Origin of the sequence: Paenibacillus sp. BJ-4 (assembly GCF_020404765.1) — a bacterium.
GTDB lineage: Bacteria > Bacillota > Bacilli > Paenibacillales > Paenibacillaceae > Paenibacillus.
The window spans coordinates 1-16,785 of sequence record NZ_JAIVEM010000165.1 but is presented as its reverse complement, the minus strand read 5'-3'; the positions used below and the strand labels follow the sequence as shown (position 1 = coordinate 16,785).

Genomic DNA, 16,785 nt, shown 5'->3' with positions numbered 1-16,785 from the left:
TTTATCATAATACAATACTTAAAATTCCCAAAACTTTAAGATGTGTGACTACAGCCATGGGGAAAACAAGTTCAAGCGTCTGCAGGATATAGCCACCATCACCCTCCCTCCATACATGCTTTGGCAATACAGAACAGTTTGCATGGCTGCTGAAGCCGGAAGCTTCAAAGCAGAACCTATAAATCCTTGCGAGCGAAGCGGAACAGCCCGAGCCCAAAGAGCACAGCCGTGTAAAATGCCGCGTACACCAAAAAGGCTGTTGAAGGAATCTCACCGATACCAAACGGTCCACTCGTGCTTACCGGGATGAGTCCATTAATATCCTCGAAGCTGAACAGCACTGCCTGCATTTTACGCTGTAGCCCATCGGCAGGCATGATCAGGGACAGGACACCCGTTATATTGTTCAGGGTCTGCATAGGACCTGGCTCCAGACCCACAGAGCCAATGATTTTGCCAACCATGCCACCGAGCCAACCAGCCCCATAAAGCATCGTCATGACGACACCGTTCGCAACCGAGGACAAGTATCCGGACCCGAACATGGACACGGTCACAAGCAAGGGAACGACTGAAGCAAAGAGCAAAAAAGCTTGTACCAGTACTACCGGATCACGCGGGATCGAAGCATGGACATCGGTGATCCACAAAATCAGGCTGTACAATATCAAGGCATAGATTACACCAAGCGAAACATAGCCGAGCCAGCGGCCCGTATACCATTTCCACCTCGGAATCGGCCGCGGCAGCATCGCCTGCATGACCCCCTGCTCCGCCTCGCCCGCAATCGCGGAAAATGAGCTGAAAATCGCTAAAAAGGCAAGTACAAAACTTGCGAATAAAAAACCGAGCATCAAAATAAACAGCCCGAGCGTAAATTCCTGGATCATATTTCCATTATCCGTACCGCCTGTGATCACCCTGGAGGCAGAATCTTCTCCGATGGCGCCGGCAATAAACCAAAAACCCAGCAGGAATACAACGGTTAATAAAAGTGTCAGCAGGAGGACCCGTTTGCGCAGCAGCTCCTTCCAGGTCATGGTCCAAATAATCCTCATTCCTGTTCCCCCCTATGATTTAGCCCTGCAACAGCCTCCATGAACCACTCTTCAAGCCGTTCTTGAACTTTGGTGACTTCATATAACGTCATCCCCTGTCCGATCAGCAGCATATTGATCCAGCCTGCCTGTTCTTCGCTCTCCAGCTCCGCTTCAAGCCAGACGGTATCATCTGCGCCCCTCTCTCCTGTAAATCCGCCTTCGGCTTTTCCATCTGTTATTACCCAAAAGCTGAGCCCTGTCGTATCCATAAGCCAAGACAGCAAAAAAGGCGAAAATCCGCCGACTTTAAAACGCCAGCAGACTCGCTTCTGAAGCACTTCGGCTACCCGCCCATGGCGGAGAACCTGTCCGTTATTCAAGAGTGCCATTCTGTCACATAATACTTCCACATCCTCAAGCAGATGGGAGTTTAAGAAAATCGTTTTCCCCTGTTGCTTCAGTTCCTCAAGTATACTCCGCACATGCATTCGTCCAACCGGATCCATGGCGGAAGAAGGCTCATCAAGAAAAATCACGGCCGGATCATTCACCAGCGCGCAAGCCAGTCCAAGCCGCTGCTGCATGCCTTTGGAATAATGCTTAACACGGTCCTTCCCCCGCTGACCCACACCTACCATGTGCAATAGCTCAGGAGCTCTCTTGTTAATCACCTGCTTGTCCAAACCGCATAATCGCCCATGCAACCGGACGACCTCATCACCGGTAAGCCATTCCTGATACCGGTACAGCTCGGGGAGATACCCGATTTGCCGTTTCGCTTCGAGCGTACCGATGGGTGCACCCATCAGGGTCGCTTCTCCGGCCGTCGGATGGATAAGTCCGACCAGCATTTTCACAAACGTGCTTTTCCCGGCTCCATTGGGGCCGAGGAAGCCAATGGCTTCCCCTTTCCCTACGGTGATGGTCACGTTGCGGCAGCCGCGCCCGTTGCTGTATTCCTTGGTTAATTCTTTAGCGTCGATTGCCGGCTTACTCATGCCTCAACCAGCTCCTTAAGCTTGTTCATGAAATCAGCCTCCGACTCATAGGCGCTCCCGCCTTCAAAGGAGAAGAACTGTCCGTCTTTGATCCAGATAGCGGTACGATTCGTCATTGAACTGTACTTCACCTTTGTAACCAAAATCTTGGTTCCTCCAACGGTAATCTTAGAAGTTTCAGCACCTTCATTAACCACATACGGCATAGGAATGGAACCCGCCAGAATGCTGCTGCGCTTTACCTGTTCTTTCAGATTGGAAGGCAGAATCGGGAGCTGAAGAACGGCATCCACCGCTTCCCCTGTATCAACGGACGGATCAACCGTAATTTCAGGAGCCTGCATCTGTGTCAGAGTTGCCCAATGGTCCTGATCGGTACCCAAATCGTAATTTACGCTTTCATGAGTACTAAATGCTATTTCTTTGCCGTCCATCGACTCCGGCAGCAGCTTCGTTGCCCCTACACGCTGCATAGCTTTATTGAGCTCGTCCACATTCAGCTTCATTGTAATTTTTTGCGAAGGAGTAACGTACACACTTTCCTTCGTTCCGGCCACATTTACTGGAAGAAGCTGATATCCGAGCTTGGAGACGGCCTGCTCACGCGTAAATTCCCCCTGTACGTTTCCGCTTTCCGATGTAAACTGGCCAAAGGTGTTTTCCATGTCGGCCGATTTTCCTGGGGCCAGCTGATTAAACATATTTTCGAGCGTGCTTTCGTCAACTGTAGCGATATCCTGTACCCGGAATTGATTTAAAATCGCCGCCAGCGCGTTATTTCCCACAGGGGTTGCAAGTACGGCGCCGAAGATAACGGCTGCCGCTGCCGCTGCGGCCCACTTCCGTCCTTTGCCTGCCTGCCGTCGGAAAGAAGCAACCGGAGCCGGAGCCTTAACTTTCAAACTGGATGCCGAATCCTGAATTGCGGCTGAGTCCGCTGACGGCGTAAGGGTATCATCAGGCTTCAGACCGTCCTCTTTGTTAATTACGCCCCAGGTCTCCCATTTGGCGTTTACCGGCTCCGTGGCCAGTTTCTGTTGCAGCCTCTCCCAGGCTTCGTGTGTACTTTTTTCCGCTTCTGAATGCTGCGGTTTGGTAGTCATATCGTTTCAACCCTTTCCGAATGTTAGGTTAGTCCTGCCGTGCCATAGCCTTGCTGGCTGTGACCTGCAGCTTGCGTGTCGCTCTTTGCAGCAGACTGCCGATTAGCGGCGGCCTGACATTAAGCTCTTCCGCGATCTCCGCATAGCTGTAGCCGGAGTAGCGCAGAAGCAGCGCCTGGCGGTCTCGTTCGGGCAGCCTGTCCAGCCAAGCCTGAACCTCTTCATGATCCAACTGACGCATTAGCGCCTCTTCGCCGGATTCAGGAGCGGCTTCCCCTTCATACATCATCTCCTGCTTGTTCTGCAGCTTTCTCTCTCTTGCTTTCTTCTCTAAATAATCGTATCCGATTCTTGTCAGTACCCGGTGCAGCCATGCTCCCAGGGTTGCCGGGTTATCCGGCGGATTCCTGTACAACCTCAGAAATACTTCCTGCGACAGATCGTCGGCTGCGGCTTCATCACGTACCAGCGCGGCCAGTTTTCTACGTACAGTTGGATAATGCTCATAAAATATGTTGCGGAATGCTGAGGATTCCGGAATACTCATTTTATAATTGCCTCCTTTTAAGCTGCAGCTATTAGGAAGACGAACCTTCTTCCTTTTTTGTATCATGTTCGGGAGATTTTCTTCGAATTTTTTATTATAAGACAGATTGTAATATGAAGTGCGACAGCTAAAAAAGCAAAAACCCATGTATGGGTTTGTGTAAAATGGAAGTTACCACACTGGATCGGCTACACCTAATTGGACAGAAAAATTAAGGGCTAGTAGAATGAAAACTTCATAATCAGGAGCGGGTCTACTATGCCAAAACAATGGCGTACTTTTGTGTTCTGGCGGAAAATATGAATAAAAGGAATGCTGGTCCATTCTGTTTCTTTATGAAAACTCAATTATTAATAATTAACGATCAACAATTTATTAAACCGGTAAAAAAAGCTTTCCATAGCCACCCTTTCGGGTGATTATAAAAAGCTAATCTGCTTTGAATCGTCTATAGCATTCGCTTAAAATTTTCCAGGAAACTGTTTGACAATGCCTTTTGTCAAGATGTCCGCTAAATGAATCATATGTATCTCGTTTTTGTCGGTTGCTGCAATATCCGCTTTCCAATCTCCTTTGATACAGTCAAGGACTACTTCCTTAATCAACTGAAGGTGCGTATACAGCATATCTTGCAGCGCTTTAAACTGCCAGTTCGAATTCGCTGCGCTTAAAAATTTGGCGATATCGTCGGCGTTTCTATGCCAAACCGCCTCTAACTTTTTCACATCCGCCTGATTTCCCGCTTTGGCAGCCACTACAATTTTCCCTGCGATCAGAATATGCTCTCTCAGAAGATCAGCCAGCTTATTTCCGGCAACTTGCCCATAATAAGGCTTGATCACATTGTCTATGTCCTGCTGATTCCGTAAAAGCCGGTCCAATACGTCCTTCTGATCTTGACGATTAGACAAGGCGCTGACAATATAGCTTCTCGTCCATATCGTATGGTCGATCCATACCTTCTGTATATCGCCTTTCAGCTGTACCATTTTGGGACTTAGGCAAGCAGTATCCTTCTCCTCGCCTACCTTCGCTTGCACTGATACTGCCGGCGTCACGCTAAAAACGAGCGCCAAGGTTAACAGCAACGCCTTCAACCAATTTTTTTCACATTCATCTGCTCCTCTGTACGTTTGGAATAAAATACCGTCTTAATATGGTTGAAATATCCGATTTTATACAGAGGATTATTTATGGAGTTCCGCCATTCTGCGAAGCCATGCATAGAGCACATTTTCTCAGTCTAATACTTTATTTTCAAGTCTGCCACTGTCCTTTCGGTACAAGTTAGAGCAGTTTTTATTTTTTTCGTAGACATCAAATCTAATGCCTACTGAGTTAGTACTTCCTTTGGATGAACTTTTTAAAAAAATAAGGGCTATCTCCCATTGGAAGTAGCTCCTTTGCTGTATCGATTTAATTACTGGAAAAGATAAAATCCCTTCAATACATCACGCATTTCTTGCTTGATGTGGATATCCGGCCGTTTTTCTTTGGCCAAGGCTTCTGCTTCTTCCAATGTGGTGGCCAAACCTAACTCAAGTAATACTCCAGTTGCTACTGTTCCTGTTCGATTGCGCCCACCGGCGCAATGGAAATACACCGTCTTCCCACTGTTTACCGCTTCTTTAACAGCCTGAATAGCAGCTTGCACAGAAGTCTCCTGCCCAGTCTCATGTTCCATAATCGGATAATGGTGACGCGTTACCTTTGCCGGAAATCCTTCTGCCTCTGTGCCGTTATCTCGCAGATCAAAAACATCTGTGATCTCTTGCTCTCGAAGAGCTTGGAACAATGCACTCTCTCCGCCAATATATACTTTGTTCTCAACAAGCGTGTGATAATTCGCCATAATCATCCTCCCTCTATCGAGTTCATAGCAGTAACTGCTATTCTCCGGTTGCTGCAAATTGTTTAATGCGTTCACCCACCTGGTCACGAACCTGCTGGAAGACGCCCCATTTCTCTTCTTCCGATCCTTCAGCTTTGGCCGGATCATCAAATCCCCAATGTTCACGACGAACTTGTGAAGGTGTAATGGGACATTTATCTGCAGCATCCCCGCACAACGTCACAACCAAATCGGCATTGTTCAGCAAGACAGGATCAATAATATCCGAAGTTTGACCAGAAATATCGATACCTACTTCACTCATCGCTTGCACCGCTTTAGGGTTAAGGCCGTGCGCTTCAATACCTGCACTATATACGTTCCAATTGCTTCCTAGATATTTTTTAGCCCATCCTTCTGCCATTTGACTCCGACAAGAATTACCGGTACACAAAAAGTAAATTGTCTTTTTCTCCATGAGAAACGTCTCCTTTAATGTTCAATTATGAAATGACTAACCACAGATATAAGCCCAATAGGGTAATGAAAAGTGTAGGAATTGTTAAAACAATGCCTGTCTTAAAATAAGTTCCCCAAGAAATTTTCACACCTTTAGAGCTAAGCACATGGAGCCACAACAATGTGGCCAATGAACCAATCGGGGTTATTTTCGGTCCCAAATCCGATCCAATCACATTAGCATAAATCAGCGCCTCTTTGACCATACCGGTTGCATGAGTGGCATTAATGGCAAGCGCATCAATCATGACCGTAGGCATGTTATTCATCAACGACGAGATAACCGCCGCGATAAAACCCATCCCCATAGTAGCTACAAACATACCTTGATCGGCAGCCGCTTGAATCACATGAGCCAGCAGATCCGTCAAACCGGCATTACGCAGACCATATACCACTACATACATGCCGATAGAGAAAAATACGATAGCCCATGGAGCACCCGTGATGACTTCTTTCAACGGTACCGCAGGACTTTTTCTAGCCAGCAGCAAGAAAAAGACGGCAATGATACCGGCTACGACCGAGACAGGAATACTAAAAAACTCGCTTGCAAAGTAGCCAAGCAACAGCACCGCGAGAACGATCCAGGACATGCGGAACATTTTTGGATCTTTAATCGCTTCTGCAGGTGCTATTAATTGTGCGGCATCAAACGTTTTGGGAATCCTTTTGCGGAAAAAGAGATACAGTACCACGATACTAGCCGCTAAGGAAAATAAATTAGGGACGATCATACGACTCGCATATTCCATAAAGGTGATGCCAAAAAAATCGGCTGATACAATATTCACCAGGTTGCTTACCACAAGCGGAAGTGACGTCGTGTCCGCAATAAATCCACTCGCTATGATGAAAGGGAATACCATTTTCTCATCCAATTTCAGTGCCCGAACCATCGCAAGTACAATAGGTGTCAGAATTAAGGCCGCACCATCATTCGCAAAAAAGGCAGAGACAACGGCGCCAAGAATAGTCACATACACAAACATCCGGGTTCCGCTTCCCCGCGCAGCTCGTGCCATGTGAAGCGCCGCCCATTCGAAGAAGCCGATTTTATCGAGCACCAACGAAATCAGGATGATGGATACAAAAGCCAAAGTCGCATTCCAGACAATCCGAGTAACTTCCCAAACATCATGCAAATCGACGACACCCACCAGTAGAGCAAGTATGGCTCCTCCGCAGGCTGACCAGCCAATAGACAGGTTTTTAGGCTGCCAGATCACCAACACTAAAGTGATTAAAAATATAATGCATGCCAACAAAACCAATGTTCAAAACCTCCATTACCTTATAAACATATACTTATATAAAAAAAACATTTGTCCCCGCTAGGAGATAAACTGAATAACTTAGGAGGAACAAGCGGGGGAATCCGGCCCACAAGATGCTATAGGTCCCTCTTTATTCAGCCATTTTAAAATATGCTTTAAATCCGGCATACATTCTAGCACAGCTTGAATATGAGGCTTGTCATCTACGTTTAAGGAATAGTATACCCACTGACTTCGTCTTTCTTTTTTTACGATCCCTTGCGAATTCAATTTCCTCAAATGTTGGCTAATGGCAGGCTGCGACATATCGAAGATATCCACGAATTCGCAAACACACCATTCTCTTTCTCTTAGTAGGGAAAGCATGGCCAACCGGGTTTTATCCCCCAGTAGCTTTAAATGATCGGCTACATAACCAAGTTGCTCCAATGTGTAACCCCCTCTCCACTATATAACTATATGCTTATATGCTAATTCAACCCTGCTCTAAAATCAAGCAAGAATATTACTTGTAATTTGCAAGTTTATAATGTATAACTAAGGCATGAGGTGAAATATACATGGAAAATACACGAGAGTTATTTCAAAACATGACCCGTTATTTAGGCTTATTAAACAAAAACTGTTGTACCGTGGGTGGACACGACATTTCACCGGTTCAAAGCCATATTCTTTATGAGATTGATCGCCAGCATAAACCTTCCATGCAGCAAATTGCTGAAACCCTTGGAACAGATATCACAACGTTCAGCAGACAGGTTCAGAGCTTGACCAAGATGAATCTGGTTGAGAAAACACCGGACCCTAGCGATCGTAGAGTCTATACCCTGTCCCTCACCGTGGAAGGTAAATATGTAGCAACCACTATTGATGCACAAATGAATGAATACTTAAACGAAGTTTTTTCGTATTTGACTGATTTCGAAAGAGAAACGGTGATTCGGTCTGTGAAACTCTTTAACGATGCCATGGCAAAGTCCAGCAAATGTTGTTTTCCGGTAACAGGATAATACTCTCCTATAATATTTGCAATTTACAAATTTAAGTCCATACAAATGGAGGTTTTTAAAAATGTACGAAAACATTTATGTTGCGGAATACCTGATGAAAGTTCGCGAATTGGAAAAGCAGCGCCGATCTCAATCCGTATGGAAATGGTCACATTCAAATCGTAAAAAAAGCCGGTTGTCATTTGACTTTTTTCTTCCAAAGCCAGTGCGAACCTCCATCTGCTGCGCGACTTGCTGCTAACTTAAATATAAGAGCTGTTCAAACTCTGTTCCACCTATTCAATCCAAATTAAAGGAGTGTTTTGATATAAATAAACTTACGAATGATGAAATACGCCAAAATGTACGGAACCATTACCAACAGATTGCTGTTAAGGAAGTCAATCCCCCCGCAGCAGTCAGCTGCTGTGGAACTCCATCCGATATGGATATCCTCTCATTGCAAATGGGATATTCCACAGAGGAGTTAACAGCTGTTCCCCAAGGAGCAAATCTTGGACTTGGCTGTGGTAACCCGCAAGCTATTGCAGAATTAAAAACAGGAGAAGTTGTTCTCGATCTGGGCAGCGGCGGCGGATTCGACTGCTTTTTAGCTTCTCGCCAAGTAGGGAACAACGGCAAGGTCATCGGAGTCGATATGACCCCAGATATGATCAGCCACGCCCGCAGTAACGCGGTTAAAGGGAATTTCACGAACACTAATTTTCGTCTAGGTGAAATCGAGCATCTACCGGTAGCAGATGGCACAGTAGATGTGATTATCTCCAACTGCGTGATCAACCTTTCACCGAATAAACAGCAGGTCTTCAACGAAGCCTTTCGTGTTCTGAAATCGGGCGGCAGACTAGCAATTTCCGATATCATTACCACTGCAGAGCTTCCTTCTGAAATAAAAAATGATCTGAACGAGCTGTATTCCGGCTGTATTTCCGGCGCCTCTTCATTGGAAGAAATGAAATCCATGCTTCTGCAAAGTGGACGTACGAGTATTAGCATCGAGCCTAAAGATGAGTCCAAATCATTCATCAAAGATTGGGTACCTGGTGCAAACGTGGATAATTACATTGTTTCTGCGGTCATTAAGGCCAAGAAAGCCTAATGTACTCGTAGGGGGATCAGCATGCCAATATTAAACGTTAGGACAGCAACCTCAGAAGATCTGAATCGTATTCTAGACATTTACAATCAAGGGATTGAAGATCGGATAGCTACACTGGAAATGGAGGCCAAGAACTTCGACTATATAGTTGACTGGTTTAGGGAGCATCAAAACCGCTACACCGTTTTGGTCGCAGAATCGGATGGGGTCGTGGTTGGTTGGGCTTCTTTGAATCGTTATTCTCATCGTTGTGCTTATGATGGTGTAGCAGACCTATCGATTTACGTAGATCGAACCTTCTGCAGTAAAGGCGTTGGCAGCGCACTTCACTCGGAGTTAGAGAAAGAGGCTCGAGAAAACAATTTTTATAAAATTGTCCTGTTTACCTTCCACTTTAATGAAAATGGCCAAGGACTTTATCGAAAAATGGGTTACCGTAAAGTCGGCATTTTTGAAAAACAAGGGGTTATGGATGGCCAATATGTAGACGTAATGATTATGGAAAAATTGATCTAAACCATATGGATAGCAGGATCTGTCCTTTGACCAACCCGTAACTTTACCATTTAAATCGAATTGAACCGTCAAAAAAACCATATCCCCACGAATCCCTAATCACGGATGTAGGGGTACCCATAGCATGAATCACTTGCTGCCTGGAAGAACCTATCGTAAATGGAGTTGCCCCCTTCTTCTTTGAGCCAATAGATACTTTCAAATTATGGTTGATATATTCCAACCAATGACATGGTAATTAGTGTCTAATACCACATTTGATTCCCCATAGCCCCATGAGTTTCCGATGATCGACGTCGAAGTACCCATAACATCGATCACCTTTTCCTTTGGAGATCCTAAAGTAAAAAAATTAGTATTTTCTTCTATAACCATGCTTTTCTCGGAAGAAGCTGTCAACTCTTTCTCATTGCATACCACATCTGAAGATGTAATCTTCTTACTACCATCGTTATTGATCTTTTGAAATTCGTTAACAGAACTCGGAGAATCATGCCCGCTGTCTCCTTCATTTCCAAAGCCAGTTTGATTCGAATCATCGATTACTTGTGACGTATCAGAAACTGACTTTTCATCTGGGTTACCTATATTTGTACTTTCATTTACCTCAAAAGTAGGCTCATTTCCTGATAAAGAATGCCCCCCTTTAGTCCAAATCCGACTAGAAGTGGAATCCCCCGATAATCGTAAACTATGCTAAAGACGACACCTAACCCATTTAAAAATGCTCCCCATATCTTTGATAATTTCGGTTGCTCCGGTAATACTTCATCGAGGAAATGTCTCTTCCTTTTATAATCAGCGTGCGTGTAATCCAGAAACAATTGATGCTCCGCTTCTACTTTCACATGTTGTGCATATCGGGTAGCACCTATTTTGTACATCAAATGATGATATGCTTCGCTCATTGGGAGGTCGGGTTTTAAACTGTTCGGAGTCTGCAGGGAGGTTTCCAGATTGAGAAAATGGCGAAGAACTTCGTTACGTGCCATAGCCGTAAATACTTGAATTTTAAACAGTCGTGGTGTGTTGCGGTAAACGACGCTATTTTCGACAAACAATTGGTTCATTTGTAGTTCTTTTCTCATCGCTTCACGTACATCTGTTTTAGCAAGTTCCAATATAGCTCCGTCCAACTTTCTCTCTCCCGTCCTCATTCAAATATAAATTCGTTTCGCTTACCCATTTTTAATTATTATACAAGACTATTCCTAACTTAAATAAAAACCCGATGAAACTTACTCATCGGGTTTTTATTTACAAATAATCACTTAATTGATTTCAATATGCTATTTTACTACTTTTTATAAACTCCATAACTTTAGTACATCCGTACAACAATAAATAAGCTTGAATTTTTAGAACTCAACTTTATTGTTCAGAACTCATCTTTATTGTGTTTGATCAACAAATTGTCAGGTGATAAAAAAGTCGTGAACCAATTTTGTTGATTTTACTGCGTTTGCCAGAGCACGTGATAAACACGAAAAATAAAAAGTCTGAAACCACCACAAATTACCATAAAAAGAAAGTTGGAAACTTGTACTATTACGATAATATAATTTTCATAACCATTTCCTCAATATACTGAATGTCGCATATAACGTGCTTAAATGATCAATTTTCTTTTTCAAAGAATTATCTCTAATAATCTGTCCATCTTTAGTCCATTGTCCATATATTTGAACTAACCGCCCTGTAGTTCGTGAGAGTTCAAGAAGTGCTGTCTTCAGATGCTCTTTTTGAACTAAAGTTAGGTTATTATCCATTTTTATTTTATTAAATTCTTCTATCAAATCTCTTACTAATTCATTATTCACTTCTTTCAATGAAGCCATTATATCTCTAGCTAGTTTATTAATTCTCTTTTTTTGTTCGAATGATAACTTGATTTTACTTAATTCTTTAAATAGTGAACTTATGGAAGGTAGATTACTATTCCAGCCTCCTGATTCTAATACTGAAAAAAACGTTTCGGCATAATACCAAAAGTCTTCTCCAAGAGCTTCACGTTTCCTTTTTATCTCTTGATACCCTGGAACTAAACATACTTCGGTTTGGACATCTTTGTACTCTAATTCAGCAGATTTATAGATTGATTTTCCGCAAATAGTTAAAAGGTAGCTCAATTTATCTAAGTTTGGTTTCGCTAAAGTCTTTTTCCCATTAAGTTGACCCTTGTGAACATAGTCCTTAAGTGAATCAATTATATCCACCATTAAACCGATAAACTCTTCCTTCTGATCTTCCTTAAATTTTTTTACTCTCTCAATTAAATTGTCATAATAAACTGACAATTGGCTCTCGTTCGAGATATTTGAGACAAGTGTATTTATAAGTAACGAAAGATGTGATACGCAACAATTAGCAATAATTTTCCTGATTATATACCTTTTATAAGGATAACTATTTGAAGGTGTAATTAAATATTCAAACTCACTCATTTTTAAGTTCTGAAGCCAATTTTCAAAATTCTCTTTTGTTGCCAAGGCTAAAGAATTTATAACAGTTTGAACTCTTCTGTCATCTAGTGAATTCAAACTATCTATTATTGGTTTAATATTAGTAGGTAATGGAACAAAGTAATCACCCCCTTCATCATATTCTTCGTAATCGAGTTCAGTTCCGTTAACGTCTTCTTTTCTAATTGTTGATTCTTCCTCTTCAATGTTATAAACCAGTTTACCAATTGCAGGTACAGGTATTATATCCTCTTCGTCTGTAATCGTTCTAACTTTATAAATTCCATTATCGTGCTTTATTACTTTTTATTTGTTGTTCTAAGGCTTCCAAGGTATCTAGTGTCACGGGAGCCGCAGAGTGTGAGGTGAGCCTATTGTTCGTTCAATTAACCGTGAGTGAGATAATGATCTGAAAACAAAAAAACTGGCACAAAAAATATCTCGATGGATAAGCCTTGAAAAAACAGCATCATTTTATGATAAATCTAAATGGGATTTATGCAGGAAATGCAGGATATAAAGAGAGTCTTAAAAATCTCAATTCAGCTTATTCGACCCCTTTTACAAAAAAAAAACTACCAAGCAGATTTGGGTGGTAGTTTTATCCAGTAGTTATTCCAATGCCTTAGATATTCTCACTAGCGTTGCATAAAACATTGACAGACAATTCAGATAATTAGCATCTACCATGAGAACCAAAAGGTCGAGCAGCCACTAAAGGTAGCCCTGTCCATTTGAAAATTTATGTATATTTACTTAGCTTTTGCGTCAGACAACGCCCTTCGGGCCGGCTCAGTTACGTGGGTTCTAACCGCTTTCGTCCTGCCGACTTGCGGCTCGGTTTTCGCTTCATACGCCCGATCCACTGTGCATAGGGCTTCCAAATCAGAGCCTTCAGCCACCGCTGGATTTGCAGGAGGGAGTGCTCTACGTTCGCGTCCAGTTTGGCCAGCATAAGCAGGCAAAAAGCGATGAGTGTCAGCCAAACCTGGTTGTGCACGGCCTGTTTGCTTGTTCCATAGAAATGCTTAATCTTCAGGTGCTGCTTCATCCATTTGAAGAAGGTCTCAATGGCCCAGCGGCTGCGGTACATCTCACTGATTTCATCGCAAGACAGATCGAAACGGTTGGTGAGCAGAATGAGAAAATTGCCCTGTGAATCGGTTGTTTCCATCATGCGAAGCTTGTGCTTCATCCGCTTTTGCGTGGAACCTACCAGCCCCCATTCATCCATGGTGACCTTGCTGTCCTCTGGAATTTCAAGCGATTGGAGCGGTTCGATCACCGCGTTCTCCTTCAAGCGAGTCACGAAGTATATCCCGTTCGAGCAATAACGATCGAATGCTTTGTAGTCCACGTAACCACGGTCAACACATAGGTGATTCCGGCATCTTCGATAAGGTCATCCATCTGTGTCCGGTCATTTTTCTTGGCTGTCGTAATGGTTGCCTTCTCTGGCAGGACCTCATGAGCATCTGCAAAAGCAAGGCGGAGGTGAAGCTTTATACCAGCCTTGGTCTTGCGAAAGTCGGCCCACTTGTACCTCCGCAAGCAAAGAGCAACGGTGGTAGAGTCGATAATCCGGAGTGCTTTGCGGTCTGCTATCGAACAGCCATGCCTAAACAAAATCTGCATAGCCAGCCGCTCGAAAACCTGCTGGAGCAGGTCCTGATCCACCTGATTATGCTTGCGGCATAATTGTGCCGGTGAGATCGATTTCCAAGCCTAGCATTCCTGTTGAAATTCCTTACTCAGAACGTCGTCGGCTATCTCTCTCAGCCCTTCCTGCGGCCTATTTCGGCCATTGTATTTCGGAACTTTTCCCCTATGAGGTAGTAGTAAACGAGTAGCCGCGGCGCACGTTTTAGATATCTGTATTTCTTCCTGTAGTCTTCGTGTGCCTTTTGTTGTTCTTCTGGTGTCATAGTCAAAAGATTAAACTCGTCTGCAACGATCGGCAATTACTTCTTTTCGTTTTTCGGGTATTCGGATTTTATGGTGGAATTATCTCTGTTTAAATGGTTTGATTCTTAGTATACCAAAGGTAAACTACGATTTCTGTTGTGTTTTGTCGATTTTCCAATAAATTGAAATAGTTACTCAGCGGCACTTGACGTCAGATTCCTGTGGTGGATTTTTCCCTTTCATTTGGAAAAAAACACCCGGCAGGATGCGTACCGAGAGAAATACGGCATACACCCAAGCCGGGTAAGGGATTAGAAAATAATATCAATGGCCTCTAGCACATCTTGCTCCTGTTCGGATTGCCCGTTCAGGGAAATATCCTTCAACAGCACCGAAGGCTGTTCGCAAATTTGGGTGATGATCACGAGCAGGTCCTGAGCGAAATTGTCGATCAGATTGCGCGTAAACAACTTGGTGGCATATTCAAACTGCCCGTTCATTCCCTCATCCAGCAACGAAATGACCAAGGTAAGATCAAATTGGGAAACCGTATGAGTTTCCGGATAAGATTCGATCTTGATATCCCCGAAGCTTTGAACGTTATCTTCCTTGGTTTCCAGAACAAACATGACATCGAATACAGGATTGCGGCTTTGATCTCGCGGCGCCTGCAGCTTTTTCACAAGCTCCTCGAACGGATAATCCTGGTGGTCGTAGGCCCCCAGCATCGTTTCTTTGACTTCGTTCAAGTAAGCGAGGAACGTCTTCTCCCCGGACGGATAATGGCGAATCGCCAAAGTGTTGACAAACATTCCGATGAGCGGCTCCAGGTCGGCATGTGTGCGGCCCGAAACCGGCGTGCCTACAATGAAGTCTTCTTGTCCCGAGTACTTGCTGAGCAGGATTGAATAGGCCGCCAATAACACCATATAAAGGGTGGCACCGTTCTCATCGGCGATGCGCTGCAAGCTGTCGGTCATCTGCTTGTCGATGCTGAAAGGCAGCACATCTCCCTCAAAGCTGCGAGCGGCAGGTCTGACAAAGTCCGTAGGCAGTTCAAGCGTCGGCAGTTCGCCTTCCAGCACGTCCAGCCAGTAGGCTTCCTGACGTTTCAGCCGCTCTTTTACAGGTTCGGACTGCTGCCAAGCGGCGAATTCCTTGTATTGAATCCGAAGCGGTTCCAGAGTCTCGCCGTTATACAGGCGCAGCAGCTCTTCGACGAAGATGCCCATCGACATGCCATCCGTGACGATATGATGAATGTCCAGCATGAGCAGATGCCGTTCCGCTTCCCATTCGACTAAGCCCACACGCAGCAGCGGCGGCCGCTCCAAATCAAAGACGCGTACAAAGCCGTCTACGATGCTCTTCGTTTCACTTTCCGTCGCTTTCGTATACTCGACGGCAAACTTCAAGTCCGGATAAATCCGTTGTACCGGTTCGCCGTCGACCATTTCGAAGCCGGTTCGCAAAATTTCGTGACGAGCTATCAATCCTTTGAGCGCCGCCTCGAATTGATTCCGTTCCAAGCGCCCGACGAGAACCGTCATGCCGGACATGTTGTAGCTAAGCTCGGCGCCTTCCATCTGCTGCTGGATGTACAGCCGTTTTTGCACGGAGGAAAGCGGATAGTAATCCCTCTTATCCAGAACCGGAATGGAAAGGTGTTCCTGCCGCTCCAATTGGCTGATCGCTTCGGCCATCGCTTCGATGGTCGAGTGCCGGAACACATCGCGCAGCGGCAGGTCCACGCTCAGCTCCTTGTGCACCTTGCTGACCAGCGTCGTCGCCCGCAGGGAGTGCCCGCCGAGGTCGAAGAAGTTGTCCGTCACGCCAATCGTGACCGGCCCGAGCACGTCCTGCCAGATGGCGACCAGTTTCGCCTCCAGTTCGGTGCGCGGCGCCACGTATTCGCGGCCTGCGCTTGCTCCCCCTTCCGGCGCCGGCAGCGCCTTCCGGTCGATTTTCCCGTTCGGCGTCAGAGGCAGGCGCTCCAGCTCGACGAAGTACGACGGGATCATGTAACCCGGCAGCTCGCTGGAGATCGCCCGTTTCAGGTCTGCCGCCGTCAGTTCGCCATCCGTTGTGTAGTACGCGCACAGCGCTTTCTGCCCGTTCGCGTCACTTCGAACCAGCACCACCGCTTCGCGCACGCCTTCCACCCGCAGCAGCTGCGACTCGATCTCGCCCGTCTCGATCCGGTAGCCCCGGATTTTCGCCTGGTTGTCGATCCGGCCGATGAAGTCCACGTTCCCGTCCTCCATCCACCGCGCCAAGTCTCCCGTGCGGTACAGCCGCTCGCCCGCGGCGAACGGGCTGTCTACGAACTTCTCTTCTGTCAGCTCCGGACGGTTCAAGTACCCGCGCGCTACCCCGACTCCGCCGATAACCAGCTCGCCCAGCACCCCGACCGGCACCGGGTTCAGATGCGCGTCCACGATGTAGAATTTCGCATTCAGCCACGCTTTGCCGATCGGC

15 protein-coding genes and 1 pseudogene are annotated in these 16,785 nt (G+C 45.4%); 3 read left to right on the top strand and 13 right to left on the bottom strand.

Features of this window, described 5'->3' with window-relative positions:
* Positions 1–176 precede the first annotated feature (176 nt).
* From LCF57_RS24570 to LCF57_RS24530, 9 genes are all read right to left on the bottom strand, one after another.
* The gene (locus tag LCF57_RS24570) at positions 177–1,058 is read right to left on the bottom strand and encodes an ABC transporter permease subunit (protein ID WP_226003006.1); all 882 of its coding nucleotides are present in this window, start codon (positions 1,056–1,058) and stop codon (positions 177–179) included.
* On the bottom strand, positions 1,055–2,038 hold the full coding sequence (locus LCF57_RS24565; RefSeq protein ID WP_226003005.1) for an ABC transporter ATP-binding protein: 984 nt from the start codon (positions 2,036–2,038) through the stop codon (positions 1,055–1,057). The genes LCF57_RS24570 and LCF57_RS24565 overlap by 4 nt, the downstream gene beginning before the upstream one ends.
* Entirely contained in the window at positions 2,035–3,141 is a 1,107-nt protein-coding gene (locus LCF57_RS24560; protein ID WP_226003004.1) for a hypothetical protein, read from the bottom strand. Before LCF57_RS24560 ends, LCF57_RS24565 begins: the two co-directional genes overlap by 4 nt.
* 28 nt (positions 3,142–3,169) lie before the next feature.
* Positions 3,170–3,688 (bottom strand): sigma-70 family RNA polymerase sigma factor, encoded by a 519-nt coding sequence (locus LCF57_RS24555; RefSeq protein WP_226003003.1) that lies wholly within the window; start codon positions 3,686–3,688, stop codon positions 3,170–3,172.
* Between the two features lie 461 nt (positions 3,689–4,149).
* A complete protein-coding gene (locus tag LCF57_RS24550; protein ID WP_226003002.1) occupies positions 4,150–4,785 on the bottom strand; it encodes a glycosyltransferase in 636 nt (211 codons plus the stop codon).
* A 323-nt stretch (positions 4,786–5,108) separates the two neighbouring features.
* The gene (locus tag LCF57_RS24545) at positions 5,109–5,540 is read right to left on the bottom strand and encodes a dual specificity protein phosphatase family protein (RefSeq protein ID WP_226003001.1); all 432 of its coding nucleotides are present in this window, start codon (positions 5,538–5,540) and stop codon (positions 5,109–5,111) included.
* A 37-nt stretch (positions 5,541–5,577) separates the two neighbouring features.
* Entirely contained in the window at positions 5,578–5,997 is a 420-nt protein-coding gene (gene arsC, locus LCF57_RS24540) for an arsenate reductase (thioredoxin) (protein WP_226003000.1), read from the bottom strand.
* Between the two features lie 25 nt (positions 5,998–6,022).
* The gene (locus LCF57_RS24535; RefSeq protein WP_226002999.1) at positions 6,023–7,312 is read right to left on the bottom strand and encodes an arsenic transporter; all 1,290 of its coding nucleotides are present in this window, start codon (positions 7,310–7,312) and stop codon (positions 6,023–6,025) included.
* An 81-nt stretch (positions 7,313–7,393) separates the two neighbouring features.
* On the bottom strand, positions 7,394–7,744 hold the full coding sequence (locus tag LCF57_RS24530) for an ArsR/SmtB family transcription factor (RefSeq protein ID WP_226002998.1): 351 nt from the start codon (positions 7,742–7,744) through the stop codon (positions 7,394–7,396).
* Between the two features lie 131 nt (positions 7,745–7,875).
* Between LCF57_RS24530 and LCF57_RS24525 the strand changes: the two genes are divergently transcribed.
* From LCF57_RS24525 to LCF57_RS24515, 3 genes are all read left to right on the top strand, one after another.
* Positions 7,876–8,325 carry a MarR family winged helix-turn-helix transcriptional regulator gene (locus tag LCF57_RS24525; protein ID WP_226002997.1) on the top strand — a complete coding sequence of 150 codons (450 nt, stop codon included), beginning with the start codon at positions 7,876–7,878 and terminating at the stop codon, positions 8,323–8,325.
* Positions 8,326–8,632: 307 nt separating this feature from the next.
* Positions 8,633–9,424: an arsenite methyltransferase gene (locus tag LCF57_RS24520; protein WP_226003084.1), complete on the top strand. Its 792-nt coding sequence runs from the start codon at positions 8,633–8,635 to the stop codon at positions 9,422–9,424.
* Positions 9,425–9,445: 21 nt separating this feature from the next.
* Positions 9,446–9,940, top strand: a complete 495-nt coding sequence (locus LCF57_RS24515) for an arsinothricin resistance N-acetyltransferase ArsN1 family A (protein WP_226002996.1) — start codon at positions 9,446–9,448, stop codon at positions 9,938–9,940.
* 602 nt (positions 9,941–10,542) lie between these two features.
* Here the strand turns inward: LCF57_RS24515 and LCF57_RS24510 are convergent.
* The 4 genes and pseudogenes from LCF57_RS24510 to LCF57_RS24495 form a co-directional block, all read right to left on the bottom strand.
* Positions 10,543–11,076: a hypothetical protein gene (locus LCF57_RS24510; RefSeq protein WP_226002995.1), complete on the bottom strand. Its 534-nt coding sequence runs from the start codon at positions 11,074–11,076 to the stop codon at positions 10,543–10,545.
* Positions 11,077–11,505: 429 nt separating this feature from the next.
* Positions 11,506–12,429: a hypothetical protein gene (locus tag LCF57_RS24505; RefSeq protein WP_226002994.1), complete on the bottom strand. Its 924-nt coding sequence runs from the start codon at positions 12,427–12,429 to the stop codon at positions 11,506–11,508.
* Between the two features lie 769 nt (positions 12,430–13,198).
* Positions 13,199–14,037 (bottom strand): annotated as a pseudogene (locus tag LCF57_RS24500) (IS4 family transposase).
* Between the two features lie 581 nt (positions 14,038–14,618).
* Positions 14,619–16,785: condensation domain-containing protein (locus LCF57_RS24495; protein WP_226002993.1), on the bottom strand; the 2,167-nt coding region annotated here is incomplete at its 5' end.

What these genes read in the sequence shown, in the direction of transcription:
- LCF57_RS24570 (WP_226003006.1), bottom strand. Translation starts at nt 1,058, where the DNA reads ATGAGGATTATTTGGACCATGACCTGGAAGGAGCTGCTGCGCAAACGG.
- LCF57_RS24565 (WP_226003005.1), bottom strand. Translation starts at nt 2,038, where the DNA reads ATGAGTAAGCCGGCAATCGACGCTAAAGAATTAACCAAGGAATACAGC.
- LCF57_RS24560 (WP_226003004.1), bottom strand. Translation starts at nt 3,141, where the DNA reads ATGACTACCAAACCGCAGCATTCAGAAGCGGAAAAAAGTACACACGAA.
- LCF57_RS24555 (WP_226003003.1), bottom strand. Translation starts at nt 3,688, where the DNA reads ATGAGTATTCCGGAATCCTCAGCATTCCGCAACATATTTTATGAGCAT.
- LCF57_RS24545 (WP_226003001.1), bottom strand. Translation starts at nt 5,540, where the DNA reads ATGGCGAATTATCACACGCTTGTTGAGAACAAAGTATATATTGGCGGA.
- arsC (WP_226003000.1), bottom strand. Translation starts at nt 5,997, where the DNA reads ATGGAGAAAAAGACAATTTACTTTTTGTGTACCGGTAATTCTTGTCGG.
- LCF57_RS24525 (WP_226002997.1), top strand. Translation starts at nt 7,876, where the DNA reads ATGGAAAATACACGAGAGTTATTTCAAAACATGACCCGTTATTTAGGC.
- LCF57_RS24515 (WP_226002996.1), top strand. Translation starts at nt 9,446, where the DNA reads ATGCCAATATTAAACGTTAGGACAGCAACCTCAGAAGATCTGAATCGT.